Here is a 22,067-nt window from a genome sequence, read left to right on the forward strand (position 1 = left end):
TGTCCATCTAGAAACGATCAGCCTTTAACGGAACCGAGCATCACCCCTTTCGCAAAATGCTTTTGCAGAAAGGGATATACTACTAAGATAGGCAGAGTGGCTAATAAAATAGCCGCCATTCCAATCGTTTCCCCAGGTGGCAGGTGGCCCGATCTCGCTGCATCTCGAGCAGCTGAAGCAAGAGAATTCGTCGTATCGTTAAGTATTACAATTTGCCTCAATATAACCTGTACAGTCCATTTGGAAGGCTCATTCAAATACAGGATCGCATTAAAATAGGTGTTCCAATGTCCTACTGCATAGAACAATCCGAAAGCAGCAAGCGCTGGCTTGGATAATGGCAATACGATTCTTGTGAAAATCTGCAGGTCATTCGCACCGTCAATTAAGGCAGCCTCGTTTAATTCGCCCGGAATGCTCAGTATGAACTGGCGAATGACAATCAGGTTAAATGAATTAATGGCACCAGGAATAATTAAGGCCCAATAGCTATTAATTAGACCTGTAGCTTTGACGATCAAATAGGTTGGAATCATTCCTGCATTGAATATAAAAGTAAAGAGTACCAGAAACAAAAATACCTTCTGTCCCCATATGTTACGAGTTATAGCATAGGCCATCGTTGCAGTCAAAATGATATTGGCAAAGCTTCCAACTGCAGTCACATAAATGGTTACACCAATTGAATGAATAAACTCTTTGGAATTCAGAATGTAGGTGTACGCATCGGTAACCCATTTTTCCGGCCATAGAATTAGTTCGCTCAGCTTATACTCCTCGTAGGAAGTGAAAGAGATAGTAAAGATGTAGTAAAATGGGAAGAGCATTATTAATGCTAATAAGCCCAGCAAAATGATATTTATAATGTCTACCAATCGCCCTGACATAGATTTCTGATTAATCATAGATCGACACCTACCTTTTGATCTTCGGTAAATACATTAAAATCGATTAGAACACGCCTTCTTCTCCGTACTTCTTAGCTAACCGGTTCGCAACAAGGATTAGAATTAATCCAATTAGACTCTTAAATAAACCAACTGCCGTTCCGAAGCTAAAGTCCGCATTTTGAATACCTTTGAAATATACATACGTATCGAGCACATTCCCAACATCCATGGTAAAAGGATTTAGCATCAGGAAGATCTGTTCAAAGCCTGAATCGAGCACAGTGCCTAGACGAAGGATAAACAAAATGACGATTGTGCTGCGTAATGCAGGCAACGTAATATGCCAGATCTGCCGCCATCTGTTCGCTCCATCCACAACCGCTGCTTCATATAAGCTCGGATTAATACCAGACAGGGCGGCTAGGAATATAATCGTTCCCCAACCAGCCTCTTTCCAGATGACTTCTAATATAACCAAGGGCATGAACCATCCAGGTTGTTGGAGGAATGAGATCGGTTCTATGCCAAGCAGAGGGTGAAGGATGCGGTTAACGATGCCCTCATTCTTGAGGAATATGGTCACAATTCCGATTACGACAACCCAGGATAAGAAATGCGGTAAATACACAATGGACTGTATGATACGCTTATACCGCTCATTTTTGATCTCATTTAGCATAATCGCCAGAATGATAGGAACGGGAAAAGCAAAACCAATTTGTAAGAAGGATAACAAAAGCGTATTCCATAATACTCGTATAACTTCCTGATCACTGAATATCGTCTTGAAATGCTGAAACCCTACCCACTCACTGTTCAGAAAACCGCGAAACGGGCTAAAGTCCTGAAAGGCAATGATATTGCCAAGCATCGGGATGTATCGGTATACGATAAAATAAAGCAGACCCGGCATTAGTAATAGAAATAAATAACGTTCTCTCCACAGTCTGTCCTTCAGCTTCTTTGCTCTGAGAGGCACTGGATGCTTAGGAACTGCAACGGCTAGTAAAGGTGATCCATTGGATTGTTTCATATTGGCACTATGCTCCTATTCTCCAGCCTGAGTTGAACTTTCATGTAAGCCGGTTGATGATAGATCATTTTTCCCGATGATGCAGCCTGTTCAATGTCATCAACCAATCTCTGATTTAACCGATGCAAAGGCTGTTTGACTGTGTTCATATGTGAAATCTCACTCCTTTCCCTCACAATATCTGATTGATTAGAACATGAATATCGCTGTTATTCTTAGTCCTTCATCATTTGTATGAAAACCATAAAATTAATGAAAGTTTGATAAATTTGATGAATCAGAATACAGACTGCCACTGGAAAATCCTTCGATTATTGAACACAGAATGCTTCGCAACTGTGAAGAAATCTAGGCTATAGCAACAAAAAAACAGACGATTTTTTATCATCGTCTGTTTTTTGCTTCTTACTTCTATTCTTATATTAAACCTCGTCATTCACCAGATCACCTCACCAAGGAGTCAGCCTGCGGTATTGATTAAGAGTGACTTTACCGATTAAGGTTTCCCCCTGCACAAAACGGTGCAGCTCATCGACAATAAAATCGCAAAGCTCGCGCTTCAGTAGTCCGTGGAATCCGCCAATGTGCGGTAAACAGAGGACATTCGGCATCGACAGCAGCTCATGATTCGCAGCCAGCGGCTCACGATCGTAAACATCAAGGGCAGCATAAATACGTCCCGTACGGAGTTCTTCCACCAGTGCCTGCTCCTTGACGATAGGACCACGTGYCGTATTGACGAAGTGTGCTCCGTCGTGCAGCTTCTTCAACTGCTCCGCGCCGATCATCCCTTGCGTGCGAGGTGTCCACGTATTATGCATCGAAACGATGTCACTTCGCTCGAACAGCTCGTTGAGCTCGCAAAGCTCGACGCCTTGAGCGGCCGCTTCCTCTGGTGAACAGTAGCTGGAGTTTAGGAGGATTGTTGCATGAAAGGGCTTCAGCATCCGAATCACATGTTTGGAAATTTCGCCGTAGCCAATCAAGCCGATGACTCTTCGTGTTACACCAAGCGTTGTATCACGGCTGTTGTTGCTCCACTGCCCCTGCTTGAGCATAGCGCTGAACCCCATATGATTCCACGCTCCAGCTAATATAAGTGAGACTGCACACTCCGCAGTCGAAAGTCCAAGCACGGTATTGGCCGATGTCACGGCAATTGAAGTATTAAACACATCTTCATTGACGATTGATGCAACACTGCCTGCTCCATGGCCGATAAACTTCAGCTTCTCAGCTTGCTTAAGCACCTCAGGGGTAAAGAGCGGTGAACCCCATGTTGTAATACAAGCATCGTAATCACCGATTCGTTCAGCCAAGTCATCACTCGTGAATTTCTCACCCATTGTAATAAAATCAACCTTAGAAAAGCTGGAAAGCTTATTTATAGTGGCCTCCTGCCAAAATAATTCACGCAACTCAGCATCAGCAATTGCAATTAATGTTTTCACGAAGCATTCCTCATTTCATTCGAGTATGGAAAATCTCACGCATAAATTCAACATAGGCAGGAAAAATGACTGTAGGCTCCATACCAGCAACCTGCAGCTCCGTCCGCCATGTGCTTTCCCATTCCAGCGAGTAATAGCCGTTGTAGCCTGCTTGCTCAAGCTGATCTATTATTGAAGCAATCGGCACCTCCCCTTCAGCAACTTTTGTATATTTCCAGCTAAGCTCCATCGGATCATCAAACGGAATGCCATCCTTTATGTGTACATGAACACACTGCGATCCGAGTAAAGCAATTGTGTCTGAAGGCAGCTCAGCTTCCTCTAACGGATGGATAATATCATAAATAACCGCACAATTCGGCCTATCCACGTCGTCTAGCAGCTTGCGCAGCAAACGTCCAGTTGCAAATTCATTATGTGTTTCAATCCAGACCTGGACACCATAATCAGCTGCGTAGTCGCATGCCTTCTTGATCTGAGCAACAAGCTGAGGATATGGAATAGCTGGAACCGAACTGTCTCTGCGGTTATTGAAATAACCAAGAAATATTCGTACTCCACCAGCCTTCAAATCATTAGCAAGCTGAATGATTTTTACAAAACTATTGAATTGCTCCGTATCCCCGGCATTGCCTGTAAAACAGACACCCGAGCCGATATTGGTTATACTGATGTCAGCCTGCTCAAATTTCTGCAGCGTCGAAGTCCGCTCATTTGCCGTCATCTCGGTAGTAATTCCCCACATCGCGCCTTCTCTGAGTTCGATTCCGCTAAAGCCACATGTATGCGCCAAGGCAATCATTTCGTCCATAGACCAGCCCTCGCAAGGCAGTGTGCTGAATGCCAAACGCTCCATACTGCTTACCTCCTTATTTGTTAAATCGCTTGCTACTCTTTATTGTGGCATGGCTCTTTAGCTAATGCTTTCCCTTTTCCACGTTTCTTTTGCACAAATCCGCGAAGAGGGTGTCCCAAAAATCATCATAAATGACTTTTAAGACACCCTCTTCTATTTGATCAACTATTGCCCGCCAGCCATTTCTTCGAGAATTTCTCCAATAATATGATCATACTCATGATTTTCTAATGAGAATAGCTCTTCTCTTTTCTTCCTTGCATTCGGATGTACTTCCTTAATATCACTCCATAAGAATAGCTTCTGCATTTTTTGCATCAGCTTTTCTCTATCTCCTCCTTGATCGATATAACCTTTAATAATTTCAAAATCGCGAATTCCCTTTTGCAGCAGCTTATAACGGAGCGTTAGCATCGGCTTACCATCGCGGCCTGGGTATACAAAATTCGTATCCCCAGCAGGGAAAAACGGACCATGATAGGTGATTCGATTTAAGGGATCGTTAGGCCATACCGTATAATTCCAGCGTAAGAAGCCATCCACATTCCAATACCAAGCGAGCCAAGGAATGAGTCTACTCTCTAGTAAATGAGAGGTTATGAACGTATTGGGATATTGAGGCATACAGGCGACATAGTAAAGCATTTTACCTTTTATTCCTTGCTTTAGCTTCATAATTTGATCATAGTCATGAGCCATACAATCAATCACAGGCACATAATCCACCATTCCTTCTATTCCCTGCTCGATAAAATCAGCATGCCCAACAGCTGCCTTATATTGGAAGGAAGGTGCCATAGCTTTAAGTGCATTTAGCCGCTGAGTGAAAACGGCGATATCCGCCGGTTCATCTGCGAGCACTCTTACAATATTTATCCAGCCTTTTTCAATAAAGTTTTTCTCCAACGCAACAACGTAAAGCTCAAACTGCCGCTTCTCCTTCATATATTTATAAGTATGACTGCTCTCTTCGTAATATCTGATTCGAACGGCATCTCCATGGTCTTTGATAACGCCACCATAACCTGCATCCTCAAGCACCCAAATATTCAGTAATCCGAATATTTCAATTTCTTGCTTAATTCCATATTTCATGCACAACTCAACATATCTGTTTAATGCACTGAAATCGAATATCCACTCTTGATTCTTTAACTGGGTCACTCTTACAATATTGTATTCAAACATATTCGCAGGATCAATCCGATCGTAGCAGGAGGACTGTCCAGACCAAGGGATTTCGGAGACAATGACGGTAATGGCCTTTTGCCCAAGATCAGCTAAGGAGGAAATATAGCTTTCCATAATAGCAAAATGAGAATCACTCCAAAGCTCCACATCGTATTTTCGAGCGATATTGGAATTATGCTGCCACAAATCCAGATAAAACTCATAGTCTGCTGGCTTGCGCAGCTCGACATCCATCACCTTTACCTCGAATGTTAATGTGCGTATCAGCCTCTCATCCTCGAACATGCTATGCTGATATACACTTATTTGCGGGGTATAAACACCAGGCTCGACATCCTGATCGAACACTACCTCAACCCATACCGGCTGCACTCTTCTTTTCTCGACATAGATAGAGGATTGCTGCATAATCATATCTGCTTTCAATTGCCGATCGTCATCCTCTACAAGCCCAATAAGATTGGCTTTGACTCGCCCCCGCTCTAAACCCGGCACCTCAACACTCACTCGTGCAATCTCAATTGGCCCCCGCTCATAGAAGCAAGCCTCCTCATTTATACTAACCAGCATTTCCTGCTCTGAATAAACAAGGAGCTGTACAGCTGCCCGATCATTCCTGCCACACGTCAGAGAAATTGTTTTATTCTCGTCAAAAGGCAATGTGAAATTGTTCAAGATCCCAAACACATATTTATAGCTCTCATACTCTAAGCCCAAAAAAATATTCATTTCAATGTCCCCCCTCCGTTATTCTTACCAGTCAAGTGTACCCTTGAACGGGGCTGGAACCGTATACATATTTTCCGTGATAATATGGATTTTTCACGTATTTGTGTTAAGATATGACCAAGCAATTATGAAAGTGGTGCGGGAATGAGGTTTACAAATTTATATAGAGTGCCAGATGATGATGATCAAGGCTGTAGCGATCTAAGCCATCATTTGATAATAAATTCAGTGGGTTATTATTCATTTGAATCGTTTACTCGCATGACCCACAGAAAGGCAGGTCGCAAGGACTTTTACCTGTCTTATAATCTTGTAGGTCCAATGAAAATATATATAAAAGGACAAGAGGTGACCCTGCAGCCAGGGAGCTTTTTCTTGTATCGTCCTTTTGAAGAGCAGCACTACGGTCATAGTATTGAAAAAGAGTTTTTAGCTTATTGGGTGCATTTCACTGGCTATGGGGTTGAGGAACTGCTTGATCAAGCAGGCCTTTCTGAACAAAACAGTGGTTTTATAGGGCAAGATGACAAGATTGCCGCTCTGTTCGGAGATATGATGGACGAATTGCGTGATAAAAAAGCGGGCTATGTGCTTGCTTCCTCTTCGAAGCTTTCCTACTTGTTTTCAAACATTTCACGACATCTTAACTGTGGAGATACCATCAAATCCACCAGGATCAGGGATGAGATCTATCAATCAATAAAATATATCCATAATCACTATGCGGAAGAGATTTATGTGAAGAATCTTGCCGAAATGTCCCACCTCAGTAGCGATCGCTATACAACTCTATTCAAAATCATCACAGCAGCAACTCCACTGCAATACATCCTTAAATTCAGATTACAGAAGGCTTGCGATCTTATGAGGCAAACCAGCCTAAACATTCAGCAAATTTCAAGCCTAGTGGGATTTCAAGACCAGCTTTATTTCAGTCGGATGTTCAAAAAATATTATCATCAAACACCTACAGAATATTTAGCGAGGTTTAATCATGTGGACTGATCTCGTCGCCTCACCAGTTAGAAAAGTGGATCCATATAAAGACTTACAAAACAACGGAGGTCATTATGTCGGATTATCCAATCTATCTCTATAAAGAGTTGCTCGATGATCATTTCCCTTTCAAGATCGAGATTAGGACTCCAACCAATATGAATCAAGTCTTACATGCCCATGAGCACCTGCAGCTCTGTTATATACTGTCCGGCAGCTGTCTTCATTGGGCTGCAGGTCAGCAATATATCTTAACAAAGGGAGATCTTTTCTCCATTCCCCCTTTTCAAGAGCATCGCCTTAGCACCCGTGAAGCGATCGATTTCATTATAATTCAGGTTGATTTTATGCCCCATGCGATTAATGAGAGCTTTCGTGATCTGGCGCAAATGCAAACTTTTGTAGACTTCGCCTATATAAGACCACTTATATCCGAGAACGACCTTATGCCTAAGCTGGCACTTCCTCCACACATGCAGTCTGTGGTCGAAAGCTTGCTAAATGATATACTCACTGAGTGGAAGGAACAAGAGGAGGGCTATCAGCTGGCAATCAAGGCTGAATTGCTAAAGCTTCTCGTAATAATCGGGAGACAATACAAACGTTATTCCCAAACGCAGAGTCAGCACGAAACGCAAAAGCTAGCGCTTTATCGCGAAGCCTTCTATAAAGCCATCACTTATATGGAGACTCATTATAATGAGGATCTTCATTTGGAGGAGCTGGCCGCCAAGGCTTTGATGGCCCCATCTTATTTCAGCTATATGCTCAAGCTGGTGAAAGGCAAATCCTACATTGAGCTCCTGTCAACCATCCGGATTCAAGCCTCTATGGAGCTGCTCAGAGGGACGGACCTCAATGTTACTCAGATCGCTGCCCGAGTCGGTTATAATCACATTAGTCATTTCAATCGAACCTTTAAAAAGCAAACCGGAATTACTCCGGGGGATTTTCGAAAGCATCATTTCTAGTTGAGTGCTCGCTTCCGTCAGTTAGCCAGCCATGGAACATCCAGCATAGCGCCTACTAAAGACTTTCATATTCATGACAATTACGAGATTTATTTGTTTTTAGATGGAGAGGTCAACCTGCTCATTGATCAATTCTGTTATTACTTACAAAGAGGAGAATCGTTCCGTGAAGCGAGCTCCAAAGAGGAACACTCACTTTTTAAAAAAAGTTAATACTCCTTACATTCAAAAATAAGCGATCCCCCATGATTAGGGAGATCGCTTTATTATTTTGAGAAAACTGATTTTGTAGCTCTTATTTTGTTCCTGGTATTTGTGGACTTGTTGACGAGGGTGATCTTTTTGAGTTTGTTTCTGATTCTAGATCTGGTTGTGGCGATGGTGCAGGATGTGCCTTAATGTATTCGAGTACATTGTAGATTTGTTCCGCTGCCTCAGCGCGAGAGATTTCAGCTTTAGGATGGAAGTTCCCTTGTTCATCTAATTTCACTACGTTATAAGCTAGCGCGCGCTGGATGGATCCATCATAATCAACGGTTATATCCGTGCTATCGTTAATCTGGGCAGGAACAAGCTTAATCATTGGAAGATTGCTATGCGTTTCAATCGTGCTAATAAGCTGGTGAGTAAACTCTTCACGCGTCCATTTCTTGTTAAGATTCAGATCGGCTGGCAGTACGACTCCATTAACGCTTGCCGTAATTAAGGCATTCGCATACCAAGCATCGTTATCTGCGTTTTTAAAGTAATCCGTAGCTTTAGGTTCTACAAGGAATCTTACTAGATCTAGATTCAGATTCGCAGCATTAACAATAAGCTGAATTCCTTGTGCCGCTGTGATGGTGTCATTCGGGGCAAATAAGTCGTCCGAAATACCATGGACTAAGCCTTGTTCTTGTAAGGCAACAATTTTATCCTTTACCGCGATATTCGTTATATCCGAAAAAGGGTTAGCAGCTGCGTAGCTGTGACCTACAAAGGTTAATGATAATGCGGTAATAGTGGACATAGTAATCATTTTGAATTTTGTTTTCATTTCTTTCACCTCGTAGAGTTTTTAGTTAAAATTCAAATATTTTATTCGTTGTTTCTGATCTCGCCCTTACATTAGTAATACAATCGAAGAGCCTATTATTTTTCACACTAAAAAAATTTTTTTGGACAATAGATTAAAAAGGGCGCTAAGGCTATCGCCGAATTCGAGATGAGCTAGTGAAGGCAAAATAAAAAGGAATGAGCCCGGTACAGTACCGAACTCATTCCCAGAATGTCGCCTAATAAAATAACCTGTCTAACTTTTTAGGGTCACTTCAAAAGGGGATTAGAATTGAAATATTTTAGTGGATGTCCTTTTTCTTAAAGCTGCCACCTTTTACTTCAGCAACCTCATACACCATGATGAAAGCATTTTCGTCAATCTCACGAATAATTTCTTTCATTTTCCGCTCTTCCAGACGGTTAATGACGCATGTAATTTCTTTAAAATGCTCATTTGAATAGCCACCTTGCACCACGCTATACGTTGCGCCGCGACCCAAGCGATCGCGAATAGTGTCAATCATGCTTTCAGGATGTTTGGTAATGATCTTAAACGTTTTAGCTCCGCTGAGGCCTTCTTCTACGATATGTATCACCTTGGAAGCTATAAAATAAGCAATCCCCGATAATATAGCACCCTGCAAGCCAAATACGGTCGAGACGACGATAAATACGAATACGTTCAGGAATAAGATAAGATCGCTTGTACCGAAAGGAAGCTTACGGGAAAGCAATACCGCCAACATATCAATGCCATCCAGCGCGCCGCCGTTCCGAAGAGCAAGACCCATCCCCAAACCGATAATGATGCCTCCGACAACGGTGACGAGGAGCGTATCGCCTTCTACGATCGGAGTAATATGGTGCATAACGACGGTACCCACGGCCAGCGAAGCAATACCGATCACGGAATATATCGCGAAGCTTTTTCCAATCTGTTTATACCCTAAATATACGAACGGTATATTCAGAATCGCAATGAGAAGTCCCAAAGGCAACCCGAATAGATTCGACCCTACGATGCTAAGACCCGTCACGCCGCCGTCCGATACGTTGTTCGGAATTAATACTGCCTCAAGGCCATAGGCCGTAATAAAAGCACCGATGACAACGATGAGTCCTCGCAGCACCGCGACCAATACTGCTGTCTGTTTATTCTCTTTCTTCATTTTAAACCTCATTTCCTATTCTCGTTTCTTTAACTTCACTAAATGTAAACATTTTTCCCTTTAAAATTTTAAATATCTATTCGCCTAAAGTCAATTATTACATTCCTATAGCGGCTCGTCCACCCTATTCAATCCGCAACAAGACCGCTCCTAATTCATCTTGCCTTTGTTTCCACGTTGACCCCCAATTTGTCATAAGTAAAGCGACTAATAACTGACTGTAAGTTCGGCATCTCTATGCGTTTGGAAAGAAGACGTATCTCTACGTCCTCTCTAACTGAATGCGATGTACAAGGTGCTAGCTACATTTTTTTCTGGGTGAACGGCTTCGTCTTACCTTAACGAGGTTACAGTTGTGTGTTTTGTACGCAAGCGCGGCGCACTTGCCATCCTATTTTAACAAATAAAAAATTGTTTAAGTTGCCATGCTGACCCATCGCATTCGAAAGGATGCCCGCCATGTCGGCGCGTGCCGATTATTTAAATCATAAGTGGGCTATTTGACATTTACCAAGGAAACAGATTGGAAGGCAAATAGAGGAACACCATAAATAATGACCGTCAGCATGGGGGAGCCACAGCATCTCTTGACCTCTATGCATATTACGGGTATGGATTCTGGCTAATACCTCCGCAACCCTTGGCGACCAATCTAAACCACTTTCTCATTATTTTTAAAACAAAAAAAGGACAGAAATGAACATATCGTTCATTTTCTGCCCCCATAGGGAATTGACTAACGGATAACATGATTTCTCCATTCAAACAATTGTCAAAACAAAAGAGTCTTGACAATTAGAGCAGAATGTAAAAAAACCGTGATTGAGAGCACGGTTCCACAGCCAACTAGAAGTAGTCGATGTCCCATGGTCTTAACTAATGCAGGGTTATTCCATTTATTTCATAAAGAAATAAACCGCTTAAATAAGCGGATTTTTGCAATTTAAATGGAATAAACCTAATGCAAATAACTAGCTAAGAACAACAGCAGACACTCAATACTTACCCCTAATATTGAAAACTGCGAATAATCAAATCGCTATGCATCAGATCAACGTTATAGGCTCACCTACCACTGTTGTGATAGGGTTCAAAGGCAGTAGGTAAAGCCGACATGTCCGCGACCTCATACACCTTCAGATCCGAATACAGCAGCAGCAGCTTCGCTTTTTCGATTCGGAAATATTCAAATAGTTGATGAAAGAATCTCCGCTATTTTTTTGAATAGCACACAAAATCTCGAAACGCTATGATACGTAAAATCAGCCATTTGCGTCAGCGAAATATCCTTGTCGTAGTTTTGCTGTATATATCCATTGACTTTTTTCAGTAGCAAGCGGCTCTTTCTTTCATCTCGATTATGATGCCTTGACCATTGCTCCAACAGTTGAAAAAATAACCCTGAATTAGATCGATATCCTTCTCATTCTCCAGCGCCAACCTCTGGTAATTAGGTATGATATTTTCCAGTTGATCATTTAATTTATTGGAGAAAATTCGCAGCAGGCTCGCCTGCGCGCCGAACGCTTCAGCACAAGAGCGACGACAAAAAATCCTCCGGTTAATCGTGATTTTAAACTCCATGATCACATGGCATAATATTCACCGTTACCGTGAAGGTATTAAGATACTCCATTTATGCCGTTTCGATAGCCGTTAAGTTACTTTAGGGACTAGGTCCGCGGCCACGCGGAAGCCAATGTTGCCCGTTGAGCTGTCTTGTGTATTGCCGCTTCTCGCCGCTACCCTGTAGCGGTTGCAGTAGGAGCGATGGCACAGATACGAGCCGCCTCTCATCGACCTTTTGCCTGTATCATGTGTGTATCGTGGATTCACTGAAGACGTTTGACGGTGATAGGCAGGACTGAACCAATCCGCACACCATTCCCATACATTTCCTGCCATATTATACAGTCCGTAACCGTTCGGATCAAACGACTGAGCAGGAGCAGTACCGATATAACCATCGCTTGCATTATTTTTAATTGGGAACTTTCCCTGCCATATATTGCACATATGCCTACCGTCCGGCTTGAGCAGGTCCCCCCAAGGATAGGTCCTGCCCTGTAAACCGCCTCGTGCCGCATATTCCCACTCCGCTTCCGTCGGCAGTCTTGTCCCAAACCAGGAGCAGAACGCCGCGGCATCATTCCAAGAGACATGAACGACCGGATGATCCATACGACCCTCAATACTCGAATCCGGCCCTTCCGGGTTGTTCCAATTTGCTCCATCAACGACAAGCCACCAGGGGACTTGCCGAGGTACATTTTTAACCCTGATGTTCGTTTCGTCTGATACCAGCAAATGGAAGACATATGACCATCCATAGCTTTCTGCTTCAGTTCGATATCCGGTTGCATCCACGAATGCCCGAAACTGCGCATTCGTCACGGGGCAAGTCGAGATTTTGAAGGCTTCGAGTTCCACACTCCGAACCGGACCTTCCCCATCGCTTGGAAACCCTTCGCTAGTCATTGTTCCCATTTCGAAGGAACCGCCTGGTATGATAGCCCAATCCAAGTCGATGTGATCCGGCTCCGGAACGGCAGTTTGTGACGGTGCTGGGACCGCTATAACACTGTGCTCAATGTTCGCTTGCAGCCTGCTTGCCGCACAGCAGGATTTCATTTGTTCCACTCCTTCGCCTCCCTCCACACACATGAAAGCCACCAGAAATCCTTTAAATCATTTTTTTCACTGAAGTGAACAACTCTCTCATGAAAATTGATTTAAAAGGACTGCTGGCGTTTCTTCAAACATTAATTTTTTCAACATTTTCACTACTAATTCTCTTGTGGATGTCTCTTTCTCAATTCCTCCACGTAACGTCCTCTGCCCGACTCGATAAGTCTTTCGGCATATTCGCTGAGATTGCCCTTGGCATGATAGGGCCCGCCTTCTCGTATGACGGTCCAGAGCGGGTCAACATCGTGCTCCATCGACATCATCATCTGATCATGCCAGTCGAGCAGGCGGTATGCAGCCTCTCTGCATATGTCAGGGCGGGCGGGAGCCAAGTTATGCAGCTCATGAATGTCATCCTTGATATGAAACAACATCTCTTTGTCGAACAAATGATAGCCATCGTGGTAGGTGCGGATGTAGAGCCATTCGTCGAACCTTACGCTGCGCTGGCACACATGTGCACATTGCGAAATAATGAGGCTGTCGCGTCCCGTATCTTCGCCCGTCAGTATCGAGTCGGCATAACTGCGGCCGTCCCAGCTCGGCGCCTGCTGAAGTCCCAACAGCTCCGCCATCGTCGGCGGCAAATCCAGATGGTAGTGAAGGCCTCTATCCACATGACCGGCTATGCAGCCCGGCCAGCGGATGATCATCGGGATCCGGCATGTCGCTTGGTCTGCCGTACCATGTTCGCCGTAGATGCCAAGCTCGCCCATATTCTCTCCGTGATCAGCCGTTATAATAATTACGGTATCGTCCAGAATGCCTTTCTTCTCCATCGCGTTCAGAATCATACCGATGTTATCGTCCATATGGCGCACACCGCAATCGTACCCGTCAATCATACGGCGGAGATCATTGCGATCCACAAGCTCCCCGGGATGACGGGGATATTGGGGCGAGACACGGTTGTTATACATGTTGATCTCGTGCGCGCTGTGCGGTCCCACCTTTTCTCGGTGCGCTGCAAATATATCATCGGTAATCCACTCCGGGAGCGGATCGTCCTTGAACGGGTTCCCGAATTCCTCCGGCGCACGATATGGCGTATGCGGGTCCCAATAATTTACGTAAAGCATCCAATCATCCTGCTCGGCATTGCGCTCAAGCCACTCGAGCACGACCGGCGTCACCTCCTCGGCCGACTCCATGCCGCCCTTGCCCGTATTGTAAATTTCATTGAATCCGGCATAGAACGTCCAGGCGGTGTGCCTTTCTCCGAACGGGCTGACAAGTGAGGTTTTCATCCCCGCGCTGCGGAACAGCGAAGGGAAGCTTTCACTGGCCAGCCTGCTGCGGAAATCGCGGGATTCGCCTTCATGGCGCACATCCGCAGCTGTCCCTCCGTGACCGACAACCCCGTTATGAATGCCGAATCTCCCTGTCATAAGCGCCGTTCTAGAGGGGAAGCACGGCGCATCGGACGTGTAATAATTATCGAAACGGACTCCTTCGGCGGCGATCCGGTCAATATGGGGGGAGGTATTCCTATGGTACCCGTAACAACCAAGATGGTCAGGTCTGGTGGAATCAAGATCAAGCAGCAATACTCGCATTGTTCAATCTCCTTTACTTCGATTATTAGTCGTTCGTCCCTGCAACTGCTGCAGCTCCCTGCAAGTAATTAGCCCTTGACTGCTCCAAGATTCCCATCGTTTTCGGATGGAAGCTGCCGTCATCCTTCATCCCTTCGAATAATGCAAACACCTCGTCCTTGAGGACTGAGCTGCGTGTATTCGATTTTTATATTCGGGTATTTCTCCATAATTTCTTGAGAAATTCTTCGCGGACAGTCTTGATGCTGTCGCTCTTACGCAGCATCACCTGCTTTGAGAATTCGCCCTAATCTCCCGCAACGGTATCGCTTGCCGTGCTCTCATTCGCCCGGTGACTTCCTTGCTTTCATGTCGTTATCCCTTTCCCTAGAATGATAACGCCTTCTTTAAGCATTATTTTCAGTATAAGAGTCACCCCTTTTCTTTGTCGATGTACATAATCTCCGGAAGATGTACATTTCAACACTAACTTGAAGATTTCAACATGTTTTCGTTTACATTATGATAATTATCAATGCTATAATAAAAGCAACCATTTTCATTAAACGGGTGATGCTTATGCTGACAATTAGAGCTGTACATTTTGACGATTTCATCCCGAATTGGCGTACGCATTCCGAGGTTATCAATTACAATGTGCTTGTTCTTGTCATGGAGGGCAAAGTTACTTACAGGATTGAAAACGAAGATTATACCGGTGAACGGGGAGACTTTATGTTTATTCCAGATGGCTCGCGTCGCGCCGGTGAAAATCACCCTTCCGGCCCACACCAAAAGTTTACGATCATCTTCAACTATGAAGTTGATGCTATGCCATTCATTCCTTTTCTTCACGATAAGAAATTTATACATTACAAGCTGTGGAGGCTCCAGTACTTGCATAGAAGATTTGAACGTTTATATGAGGAAATGCGGCAGGGGGAGAACTTTAGAACCTTCATTTGTCACGGCATCCTGCAAGAGCTGATTGGCATCATCGCAAGAGAACTAGAGAAGCCCGAGGTTATACCGATCAAAACGAAATATGCCGATATGATAAAACACTATTTGCTAGAACACTACCGCGAACAGATTGAGATCAAGGATCTGGCACGATTAATTCAGCGTTCACCGAACTATACGATCGCCGTATTCCGAGAGGTTATCGGACAATCGCCGATCAAATACATCCATCAATTGCGCGTGATAGAAGCATGTAACCTGTTGTTGAACTCCGACATGTCCATCTCCAATATCTCAAACTATTTAGGCTACTATGACACCTCTTACTTTTTCCGGGTATTCAAAAAATACACCTCGATGTCACCTACAGACTTCATGACCTACGGGAACCAGCAGGACGCGGCCCAGTTGTTCACCTGAGCTCTGTACCATAGCAAAACAGCCCGCAGGTATCTGCGGGCCCAGTTATAAAGAAGGAAACTATCCATTGTCGCTATCCGCGACGACGCGAAACCTGATACTCCCCGATAATCCCCTCAATAATATCTGCCGTGCGATTGATATGCTGACGCTTTAATTTCCACGGAAATATAAGTAAGTTACATTTATGAATGAAGTTGTGAATTCCAACTTGATGCCCCTCATCATGAATTCTTCGTGTCAAATGTGGATACTGTTCAGCTTTACTACCAAGTACAAAGAACGTTGCCAACACATCATATTGCTTCAGCAAATCTAGTAGTTCAGATGTATAGCGTGGATCAGGGCCGTCATCGAAAGTAAAGGCGACCTCAGCCTGTTGTGCTTGTATACCTTTCTTATATACACCTAGACCAAAGACTCGTGACAATATTACGGGAATCATCATTTACACAAAGGAACCGATTAAAAACAGGACAGGTAGCCATTGAGTCATGATTGCACTTCTTTTTGATAATGATGTAACAACGATTGTCTAGACATCATCAACATCATTGAAACCAGCTTTGAAGAGCTCTGCTTCACACGTTGCCTACCTACGGGATGTAGCACTCGTAGTAGAAATCTCAGATATAATGTTAGCCATATTCTAAGACACTTTGATTGAATTGGATGTTGTTTAAAACCTAATCCGTGAATGATCCCTCTGTGAAGGAGCGTGATGCCAGTTAAAGCTTTCACTTTCCTAAATTCAGGATTATGTTCCATCGCATAACTGATTTGTTCAAGCGATTTACGCAGCATCCGTGCTGTCATTAATGCTGTACGATCCGCACCTTTTGTGAGCGACAGCTCCAACAGCTTCTAATTATCCAAATGCAGTTTCCCCACATAATCTCCTGCATTTATATAGTATCCATCATGAAAGCTATGCTGTCTCTCTTTTCTCTTATTCATACCTTACGAATTTCTTAAGCCAATATAAAAGTTAATAATAAGGGAGGACACCGCTCCATAAACTATACACAATTCCCTCCGCGTGAAATCAAAACATCCAAGACTAAATTAGCCAAGTACCAATCCAGCATGTCATAACGTGCACGAGCGATACTGTTACATCTCAACCATTGTTAGCACCTTCAATATTAAACACTCCACATGTCCCGTATGCGGGAAGCGACCGCTTTGCCGCGACATCTGTTACAATCGCTTAATATCGTATCGAATCTACGTTCTTACAGCCAATTATCTTTGTAATCTTTTTCTTTGGTATGCTTTATCTCTAGCACGAACTTAAAGTTTTCTTTGAGTTTCATTAATGGGCTAATCTATCATGATAATATACATGGAGGAAAAACTTTATGAAAAGGCGAATGGTCAGCTTGTTTTTAGCGTTGCTACTGAGCTTCCCCCTCCCTGCTGCCTATACAGCAAGCGAGAATACAAAGTCAGACTCTCATTAAGGGTTATGGGGATGGTAGAAAGTTAATGCTGCAGGAGGCAATTTGGAAACTTCAATTGAATTGAATGAATGATAATTCTCGTAAAATAAGTTCAAATCATATAAAGGTCCTTCACTGTAAAGGAGTGAGTCTGATGCTGGTTCTTGGAAGAAAACCCGGACAATACATAGTAATCAACGAAAAAATTATCATAAAGGTAATTAAAAGTGAAGAGGGGCACTTACGCTTGGCTATTGAAGCGCCAAAAGATATCTCTATCGTTCGCGGAGAATTACTTTCAGAATTTTCTAACTAAATGATTCTGAAGATTTATGCAACACTAGTGACCCTTCTATTTACTTGCAGCTTTCCTTAGATATTTAAACAAGGACTTGCTTCGTCTGGGCAAAGCCCGCCAATGAAATCGACCTGTTCTTAAAGCTGCTTGCCTACAATCTGTTTGAACGATTTAAGCTGCATTGCTGTGAGCCGATCCAACAACCCTATACCGTTCAGCGACATTTGGGAGCGAGGTAACGGCTTATTTCATCCACTCTGGATTGAATCGCATATATCGCTTCCATAACTGGATGAGATGCCCAATCCCATTTTTCCCAAACGACTGAAACCATAGGCTTTCGTAATTTAGGATAATAACTTTTAAATTTTTTTTTCAAAAAGACTAAACATTTCAAATACATTGTCGATATATAAATTAATCTCATATTCGATTACTCATGGACGAGTAAATACGCATGTAGTTTCAAGGAGGAACATTTGAAACAGATGCCTATTTATTCGTCTTTTTGCTGTTTAAATGTAGTTTTTTACAATTGAATACTTATTAAATAATTACGAGACTTAGGATGAGCAAATGAGTCGCCGTCATTCTTCAGGAGGAAGAAGGACAGTGGTTTGTTTGCTCATTTTTTTATGTCAATTTACTGAGCGGGATAAGGGGATGAGCTAATGCTCGTGTTAGGGAGAAGACCCGGAGAATATGTGCTGATCGACAACAACATTATGGTAAAGGTCATTAAGAGCGATGAAGGCCATTTACGTTTGGCGATTGAAGCACCAAAGCATATTTCTATTGTTCGTGGAGAGTTATGGGAAGAAAACAATATAGCCTTAGAAACGGCAAAAAAGGTCGAAGCTCCTGCCACTTAAGGACGAGTGGTGAAGTCAAGGAAGATAACAGTTTGACTTACAAATCCTTGTTTTGGATTAGCGCGCAATCCATCAACGACTTGTGAGTAGAGGGTATGCGCTTCAAAGGATGCCAACGGATAGGCACCTAAAACACACCACATGGAGGTAATGAGAAATGAGAATTAACCACAACATTGCAGCACAGAACACCCATCGGCAATTAGCAGGTAACACAGGAGCAACAGGGAAATCTTTAGAGAAATTGTCTTCCGGTCTTCGTATCAACCGTGCGGGCGACGACGCTGCAGGTCTTGCGATTTCCGAAAAAATGCGAGCACAAATCCGCGGATTGGATCAAGCACAGCGCAACGCGCAAGATTCGATATCCCTGATTCAGACGGCAGAAGGTGCTTTGACCGAAACACATAGCATCCTTCAACGTATGAAAGAACTCGCAACGCAAGCTGCCAACGATACGAACACTGCTGATGACCGCGGCGAAATTCAGAAGGAAATCAACCAATTATCAGCTGAAATTAACCGTATTGGTAATACGACCGAGTTCAACAAGAAAAAACTGTTAAATGGGGACATTTCGGAAAAATCCGGTGTTGTAACGATTGATAAAACAACTAATCCTTTCAATGCGGGAACGACGACTATTTCGAATCCGGACTTAGATAAGAACAGTTCTCTGAAGACAGGAAATTATACAGTTGATGTTACAGACACTGTAACGAAATCCGCAACCCATACTGCTGATAATGCAATTAAAAACGTTAGCGTTGGGGCAAACTCAAGTCTTAACAGCGGCGATTATGAAATTCGTATTGGCCAAACGCAAACGAAAAATGCATCGCTTGATACTCCGGTAGGCTCTGTAACAGGCGTTTCGATTGCTCCTACTTCTACTTTGGCTAACGGTGCACATGAAGTAACAATTACAAGAACAGATTCTGTTGCAACCGGCGCATTCACCGGTGCCAATACAGGCCTTACGGCCGATGGTATTACGGTTACAGGTAACAATCCAGTGTCTGGAAGCTTTGATATAAAAACTGTAGGCGTTTTAGGTGCGGTAAACAATGGTACTGTTGCCGCAGGTGCGGCTGGTGCCCTTACTTTGAGTTTAGATAATTCTTCGGCACTGAGCAATGGAGTAGGATATCAACTTGCTTATGCAGATGAAGGCAACGGTATTTTTAGTGTTCAATTAATGGATACCGACGGCACTACAGCTTTAACAGACAAAGTTATTCTTGATAACAACGTACAAAATTATCAATTCAAGGCATTGGGAACATCTAATGACTTTGGTGTGAGCTTTAAAACCGCTACTGGGGTTAACACCACATTAACTGGAGCTAACGCAGCCGGAAATCACCAAACATTTGATGTAAGCAGCATGGTTACATTAAGTCAAGGCGGCAGCACTGTAGGTACTACATCTATTGCTGCAGGTGCTGCTGCAGGTAGTGTAACAATTGGAGATTTCACGATTGCCCACGGCGTTGGTAACACAATTATCAATGGAACTGATAGCTTTACTGTCACTAATGAGCTTGCAGCATCATTTGACGGCGGACCTGACGTAACCTTTACTGCCGGCAGCACAGTTACCTTCGCAAACGGAGTAAGCATTGATACACGTGCTGATAGTACAACGTATAGCGCTTCTAACACTTTTGACCTTACCGTTGGTACCGCAAATGCTTATACTGCAACAGTCCACGATGCCAATGGCGGCGTTGTGGTTGGCACGCAAACTTTAACGTTTGAGGATGGCGGCACTTATAACCTGGGTAATGGCGTAGATCTTACTATCGGTACACTTACTGGCCCTACTACACATGGATTTAGCGTTACTGCCGCAACAACAAAAACCGCTACGCTGACAAACACAACAACTGGTGATACAACTAAGAAATCTGATATTGCAGCCAACTCCACGATCGATTTTGGAAATGGCCTCAAAGTAAATATTGGCGCAAAAACGAATGGTCAAGCCGCTTTTACAGTTGAAGGTGGTGTTGAGGACAAATCCTTGTCGATGCAAGTCGGAGCAAACCAAGGTCAGTCCTTGTCCATGAATGTTACAGACATGCGTGCAAGTGCTCTCGGGTTAACTTCTTCTGATACATCTGCAGTAATTAAAGATAAAAATGGAAATGTGATTACGGGTGCTGCTTGGACAACTACGAAACAAACCAATAATGGCACTAATAACGTTAATGTTGAGTACTCCCTTGATGTTTCGGATGCTACTAAGGCTTCTGGAGCAATTGCAGTACTAGATAATTCCATTAATGCTGTATCCGCCGAACGTTCCAAATTAGGTGCATACCAAAATCGTTTGGATCACACCATTAACAACCTTGGAGCTGCTTCTGAAAACCTTACTGCCGCTGAGTCGCGTATCCGCGACGTGGATATGGCGAAGGAAATGATGGAGTTCACTAAGAACAACATTCTTACTCAAGCAGCACAATCTATGTTGGCTCAAGCGAACCAACAGCCGCAAGGCGTACTGCAATTGCTCCGTTAATTCCCTGAAATTCCGAAGGGGTTTTCCCAAAGGCCCATTTATAACTTTTTGGTTTCCACTTATTACTAATTTTACGTGTAAAAACAACCTCCATCTCCACTTTATCATAGGTGGAATTGGAGGTTGTTTTGCATGAAGTCTGGGATCCTCTCCAGAACGTCTGCCACGGATTTCGCTCTATTTATGATACGGTTCAGCTCACTACACTTAAGGCAGCTTGGTTCTATCCCTTCTAGCTGTAGTGTGTTAGCGGCAGTCGTGGTCACACTACCAACCTTAACGCTACTATGTTCTCGCTTGTAACGCACTTCTGGCAACCAGCATATATCCGGCCCCCCGAATCGTAATGATTCTCTCAGGATTGACAGGGTCAGCCTCGATTTTTTTACGTAAATTACTGATGTGTACAGCGACGGTTCTCGTATCCTCCAGACTCTCCATTCCCCAGATCAGCTGAAACAACATATCGACAGTGACGACACGGTTAACGTTTTGTGCCAAATAGGACAGTAGACTGAACTCTTTTTTCGTTAAAAAAATGGTTTCACTACCCATGATGGCGGACTGTGCGTAGTAATCCAGCGTCAAACCCGGAAACTCTAGCAGTTGTTCCCTTCTGCCAGTCGACACTCTGCGAAGGTGAGCCTTGATCTTGGCCATGAGTACTCCTGGACTAAACGGCTTGGTCACATAATCGTCGCCGCCATAGGATAATGCGCTGATTTTGACCTCGTCCTCCTCACGGCTGCTCAGAAACACGATCGGCGCATTCGTGTAGAAACGTGCGTTCCTACACCAATCAATGCCGTTTTCATTAGCCAACAATACATCCAGTACAATCAAATCCGGCTCGAACGACGTAAGCAGTTTCATGGCTTCTGCCCCGCTGTAGCTGTAGGAGCATATGAAGCCCTCACGCTCGCAATACACCTGAACAATCTCGCATATATTGGGATCATCATCGACGATCATAATTTTGTGCATGTCCATCATGCTGT

19 protein-coding genes are annotated in these 22,067 nt (G+C 43.7%); 6 read left to right on the plus strand and 13 right to left on the minus strand.

Annotation, left to right across the window (positions count from 1 at the left end):
* Positions 1-17: 17 nt before the first annotated feature.
* From AB4Z50_RS13945 to AB4Z50_RS13965, 5 genes are all read right to left on the minus strand, one after another.
* A complete protein-coding gene (locus AB4Z50_RS13945; protein ID WP_441879694.1) occupies positions 18-905 on the minus strand; it encodes a carbohydrate ABC transporter permease in 888 nt (295 codons plus the stop codon).
* A 46-nt stretch (positions 906-951) separates the two neighbouring features.
* On the minus strand, positions 952-1,923 hold the full coding sequence (locus AB4Z50_RS13950; RefSeq protein ID WP_441879696.1) for an ABC transporter permease: 972 nt from the start codon (positions 1,921-1,923) through the stop codon (positions 952-954).
* A 449-nt stretch (positions 1,924-2,372) separates the two neighbouring features.
* A complete protein-coding gene (locus AB4Z50_RS13955) occupies positions 2,373-3,374 on the minus strand; it encodes a hydroxyacid dehydrogenase (protein ID WP_441879698.1) in 1,002 nt (333 codons plus the stop codon).
* Between the two features lie 10 nt (positions 3,375-3,384).
* Entirely contained in the window at positions 3,385-4,230 is an 846-nt protein-coding gene (locus AB4Z50_RS13960) for a sugar phosphate isomerase/epimerase family protein (RefSeq protein WP_441879700.1), read from the minus strand.
* A gap of 165 nt (positions 4,231-4,395) precedes the next feature.
* The gene (locus tag AB4Z50_RS13965) at positions 4,396-6,150 is read right to left on the minus strand and encodes a DUF4091 domain-containing protein (protein WP_441879702.1); all 1,755 of its coding nucleotides are present in this window, start codon (positions 6,148-6,150) and stop codon (positions 4,396-4,398) included.
* A gap of 168 nt (positions 6,151-6,318) precedes the next feature.
* Between AB4Z50_RS13965 and AB4Z50_RS13970 the strand changes: the two genes are divergently transcribed.
* Entirely contained in the window at positions 6,319-7,155 is an 837-nt protein-coding gene (locus tag AB4Z50_RS13970) for an AraC family transcriptional regulator (protein WP_441879704.1), read from the plus strand.
* A 65-nt stretch (positions 7,156-7,220) separates the two neighbouring features.
* A complete protein-coding gene (locus tag AB4Z50_RS13975) occupies positions 7,221-8,117 on the plus strand; it encodes an AraC family transcriptional regulator (protein ID WP_441879706.1) in 897 nt (298 codons plus the stop codon).
* Positions 8,118-8,412: 295 nt separating this feature from the next.
* Here the strand turns inward: AB4Z50_RS13975 and AB4Z50_RS13980 are convergent, their stop codons facing one another.
* The 5 genes from AB4Z50_RS13980 to AB4Z50_RS14000 form a co-directional block, all read right to left on the minus strand.
* Positions 8,413-9,153, minus strand: coding sequence for an S-layer homology domain-containing protein (locus tag AB4Z50_RS13980; RefSeq protein WP_441879708.1), 741 nt, complete (start codon positions 9,151-9,153; stop codon positions 8,413-8,415).
* Positions 9,154-9,454: 301 nt separating this feature from the next.
* Positions 9,455-10,324, minus strand: coding sequence for a YitT family protein (locus AB4Z50_RS13985; RefSeq protein WP_339208096.1), 870 nt, complete (start codon positions 10,322-10,324; stop codon positions 9,455-9,457).
* A 1,326-nt stretch (positions 10,325-11,650) separates the two neighbouring features.
* Positions 11,651-11,908, minus strand: a complete 258-nt coding sequence (locus AB4Z50_RS13990; protein WP_441879711.1) for a hypothetical protein — start codon at positions 11,906-11,908, stop codon at positions 11,651-11,653.
* Between the two features lie 72 nt (positions 11,909-11,980).
* A complete protein-coding gene (locus AB4Z50_RS13995) occupies positions 11,981-12,955 on the minus strand; it encodes a formylglycine-generating enzyme family protein (RefSeq protein WP_441879783.1) in 975 nt (324 codons plus the stop codon).
* 155 nt (positions 12,956-13,110) lie between these two features.
* The gene (locus AB4Z50_RS14000; RefSeq protein WP_441879714.1) at positions 13,111-14,568 is read right to left on the minus strand and encodes a sulfatase family protein; all 1,458 of its coding nucleotides are present in this window, start codon (positions 14,566-14,568) and stop codon (positions 13,111-13,113) included.
* Between the two features lie 558 nt (positions 14,569-15,126).
* On the opposite strand from AB4Z50_RS14000, the gene AB4Z50_RS14005 reads away from it, so the two are divergent.
* Positions 15,127-15,930 (plus strand): helix-turn-helix domain-containing protein, encoded by an 804-nt coding sequence (locus AB4Z50_RS14005; protein WP_441879717.1) that lies wholly within the window; start codon positions 15,127-15,129, stop codon positions 15,928-15,930.
* A 73-nt stretch (positions 15,931-16,003) separates the two neighbouring features.
* Here AB4Z50_RS14005 and AB4Z50_RS14010 read toward each other — a convergent pair whose 3' ends face one another.
* Entirely contained in the window at positions 16,004-16,378 is a 375-nt protein-coding gene (locus tag AB4Z50_RS14010; protein ID WP_441879720.1) for a polysaccharide deacetylase family protein, read from the minus strand.
* Between the two features lie 44 nt (positions 16,379-16,422).
* Positions 16,423-16,788 carry a YkoP family protein gene (locus tag AB4Z50_RS14015; RefSeq protein WP_441879723.1) on the minus strand — a complete coding sequence of 122 codons (366 nt, stop codon included), beginning with the start codon at positions 16,786-16,788 and terminating at the stop codon, positions 16,423-16,425.
* Positions 16,789-17,457: 669 nt separating this feature from the next.
* On the opposite strand from AB4Z50_RS14015, the gene AB4Z50_RS14020 reads away from it, so the two are divergent.
* From AB4Z50_RS14020 to AB4Z50_RS14030, 3 genes are all read left to right on the plus strand, one after another.
* Entirely contained in the window at positions 17,458-17,688 is a 231-nt protein-coding gene (locus tag AB4Z50_RS14020) for a carbon storage regulator (RefSeq protein ID WP_441879726.1), read from the plus strand.
* 653 nt (positions 17,689-18,341) lie between these two features.
* Entirely contained in the window at positions 18,342-18,542 is a 201-nt protein-coding gene (locus AB4Z50_RS14025; protein ID WP_076269472.1) for a carbon storage regulator, read from the plus strand.
* Positions 18,543-18,699: 157 nt separating this feature from the next.
* Positions 18,700-21,069 (plus strand): flagellin N-terminal helical domain-containing protein, encoded by a 2,370-nt coding sequence (locus AB4Z50_RS14030; protein WP_441879730.1) that lies wholly within the window; start codon positions 18,700-18,702, stop codon positions 21,067-21,069.
* 285 nt (positions 21,070-21,354) lie between these two features.
* Here AB4Z50_RS14030 and AB4Z50_RS14035 read toward each other — a convergent pair whose 3' ends face one another.
* Positions 21,355-22,059, minus strand: coding sequence for a response regulator transcription factor (locus AB4Z50_RS14035; protein ID WP_441879733.1), 705 nt, complete (start codon positions 22,057-22,059; stop codon positions 21,355-21,357).
* Between the last annotated feature and the right edge of the window lie 8 nt (positions 22,060-22,067).

The organism is Paenibacillus sp. 2TAB26, assembly GCF_052115145.1.
GTDB lineage: Bacteria > Bacillota > Bacilli > Paenibacillales > Paenibacillaceae > Pristimantibacillus.

Bases quoted from the DNA above. Each gene is read 5' to 3' on its own strand.
- AB4Z50_RS13945 (WP_441879694.1), bottom strand. From the start codon at position 905: ATGATTAATCAGAAATCTATGTCAGGGCGATTGGTAGACATTATAAAT.
- AB4Z50_RS13950 (WP_441879696.1), bottom strand. From the start codon at position 1,923: ATGAAACAATCCAATGGATCACCTTTACTAGCCGTTGCAGTTCCTAAG.
- AB4Z50_RS13960 (WP_441879700.1), bottom strand. From the start codon at position 4,230: ATGGAGCGTTTGGCATTCAGCACACTGCCTTGCGAGGGCTGGTCTATG.
- AB4Z50_RS13965 (WP_441879702.1), bottom strand. From the start codon at position 6,150: ATGAATATTTTTTTGGGCTTAGAGTATGAGAGCTATAAATATGTGTTT.
- AB4Z50_RS13975 (WP_441879706.1), top strand. From the start codon at position 7,221: ATGTCGGATTATCCAATCTATCTCTATAAAGAGTTGCTCGATGATCAT.
- AB4Z50_RS13980 (WP_441879708.1), bottom strand. From the start codon at position 9,153: ATGAAAACAAAATTCAAAATGATTACTATGTCCACTATTACCGCATTA.
- AB4Z50_RS13985 (WP_339208096.1), bottom strand. From the start codon at position 10,324: ATGAAGAAAGAGAATAAACAGACAGCAGTATTGGTCGCGGTGCTGCGA.
- AB4Z50_RS13990 (WP_441879711.1), bottom strand. From the start codon at position 11,908: ATGGAGTTTAAAATCACGATTAACCGGAGGATTTTTTGTCGTCGCTCT.
- AB4Z50_RS13995 (WP_441879783.1), bottom strand. From the start codon at position 12,955: ATGAAATCCTGCTGTGCGGCAAGCAGGCTGCAAGCGAACATTGAGCAC.
- AB4Z50_RS14000 (WP_441879714.1), bottom strand. From the start codon at position 14,568: ATGCGAGTATTGCTGCTTGATCTTGATTCCACCAGACCTGACCATCTT.
- AB4Z50_RS14005 (WP_441879717.1), top strand. From the start codon at position 15,127: ATGCTGACAATTAGAGCTGTACATTTTGACGATTTCATCCCGAATTGG.
- AB4Z50_RS14010 (WP_441879720.1), bottom strand. From the start codon at position 16,378: ATGATGATTCCCGTAATATTGTCACGAGTCTTTGGTCTAGGTGTATAT.
- AB4Z50_RS14020 (WP_441879726.1), top strand. From the start codon at position 17,458: ATGAATGATAATTCTCGTAAAATAAGTTCAAATCATATAAAGGTCCTT.
- AB4Z50_RS14025 (WP_076269472.1), top strand. From the start codon at position 18,342: ATGCTCGTGTTAGGGAGAAGACCCGGAGAATATGTGCTGATCGACAAC.
- AB4Z50_RS14030 (WP_441879730.1), top strand. From the start codon at position 18,700: ATGAGAATTAACCACAACATTGCAGCACAGAACACCCATCGGCAATTA.
- AB4Z50_RS14035 (WP_441879733.1), bottom strand. From the start codon at position 22,059: ATGGACATGCACAAAATTATGATCGTCGATGATGATCCCAATATATGC.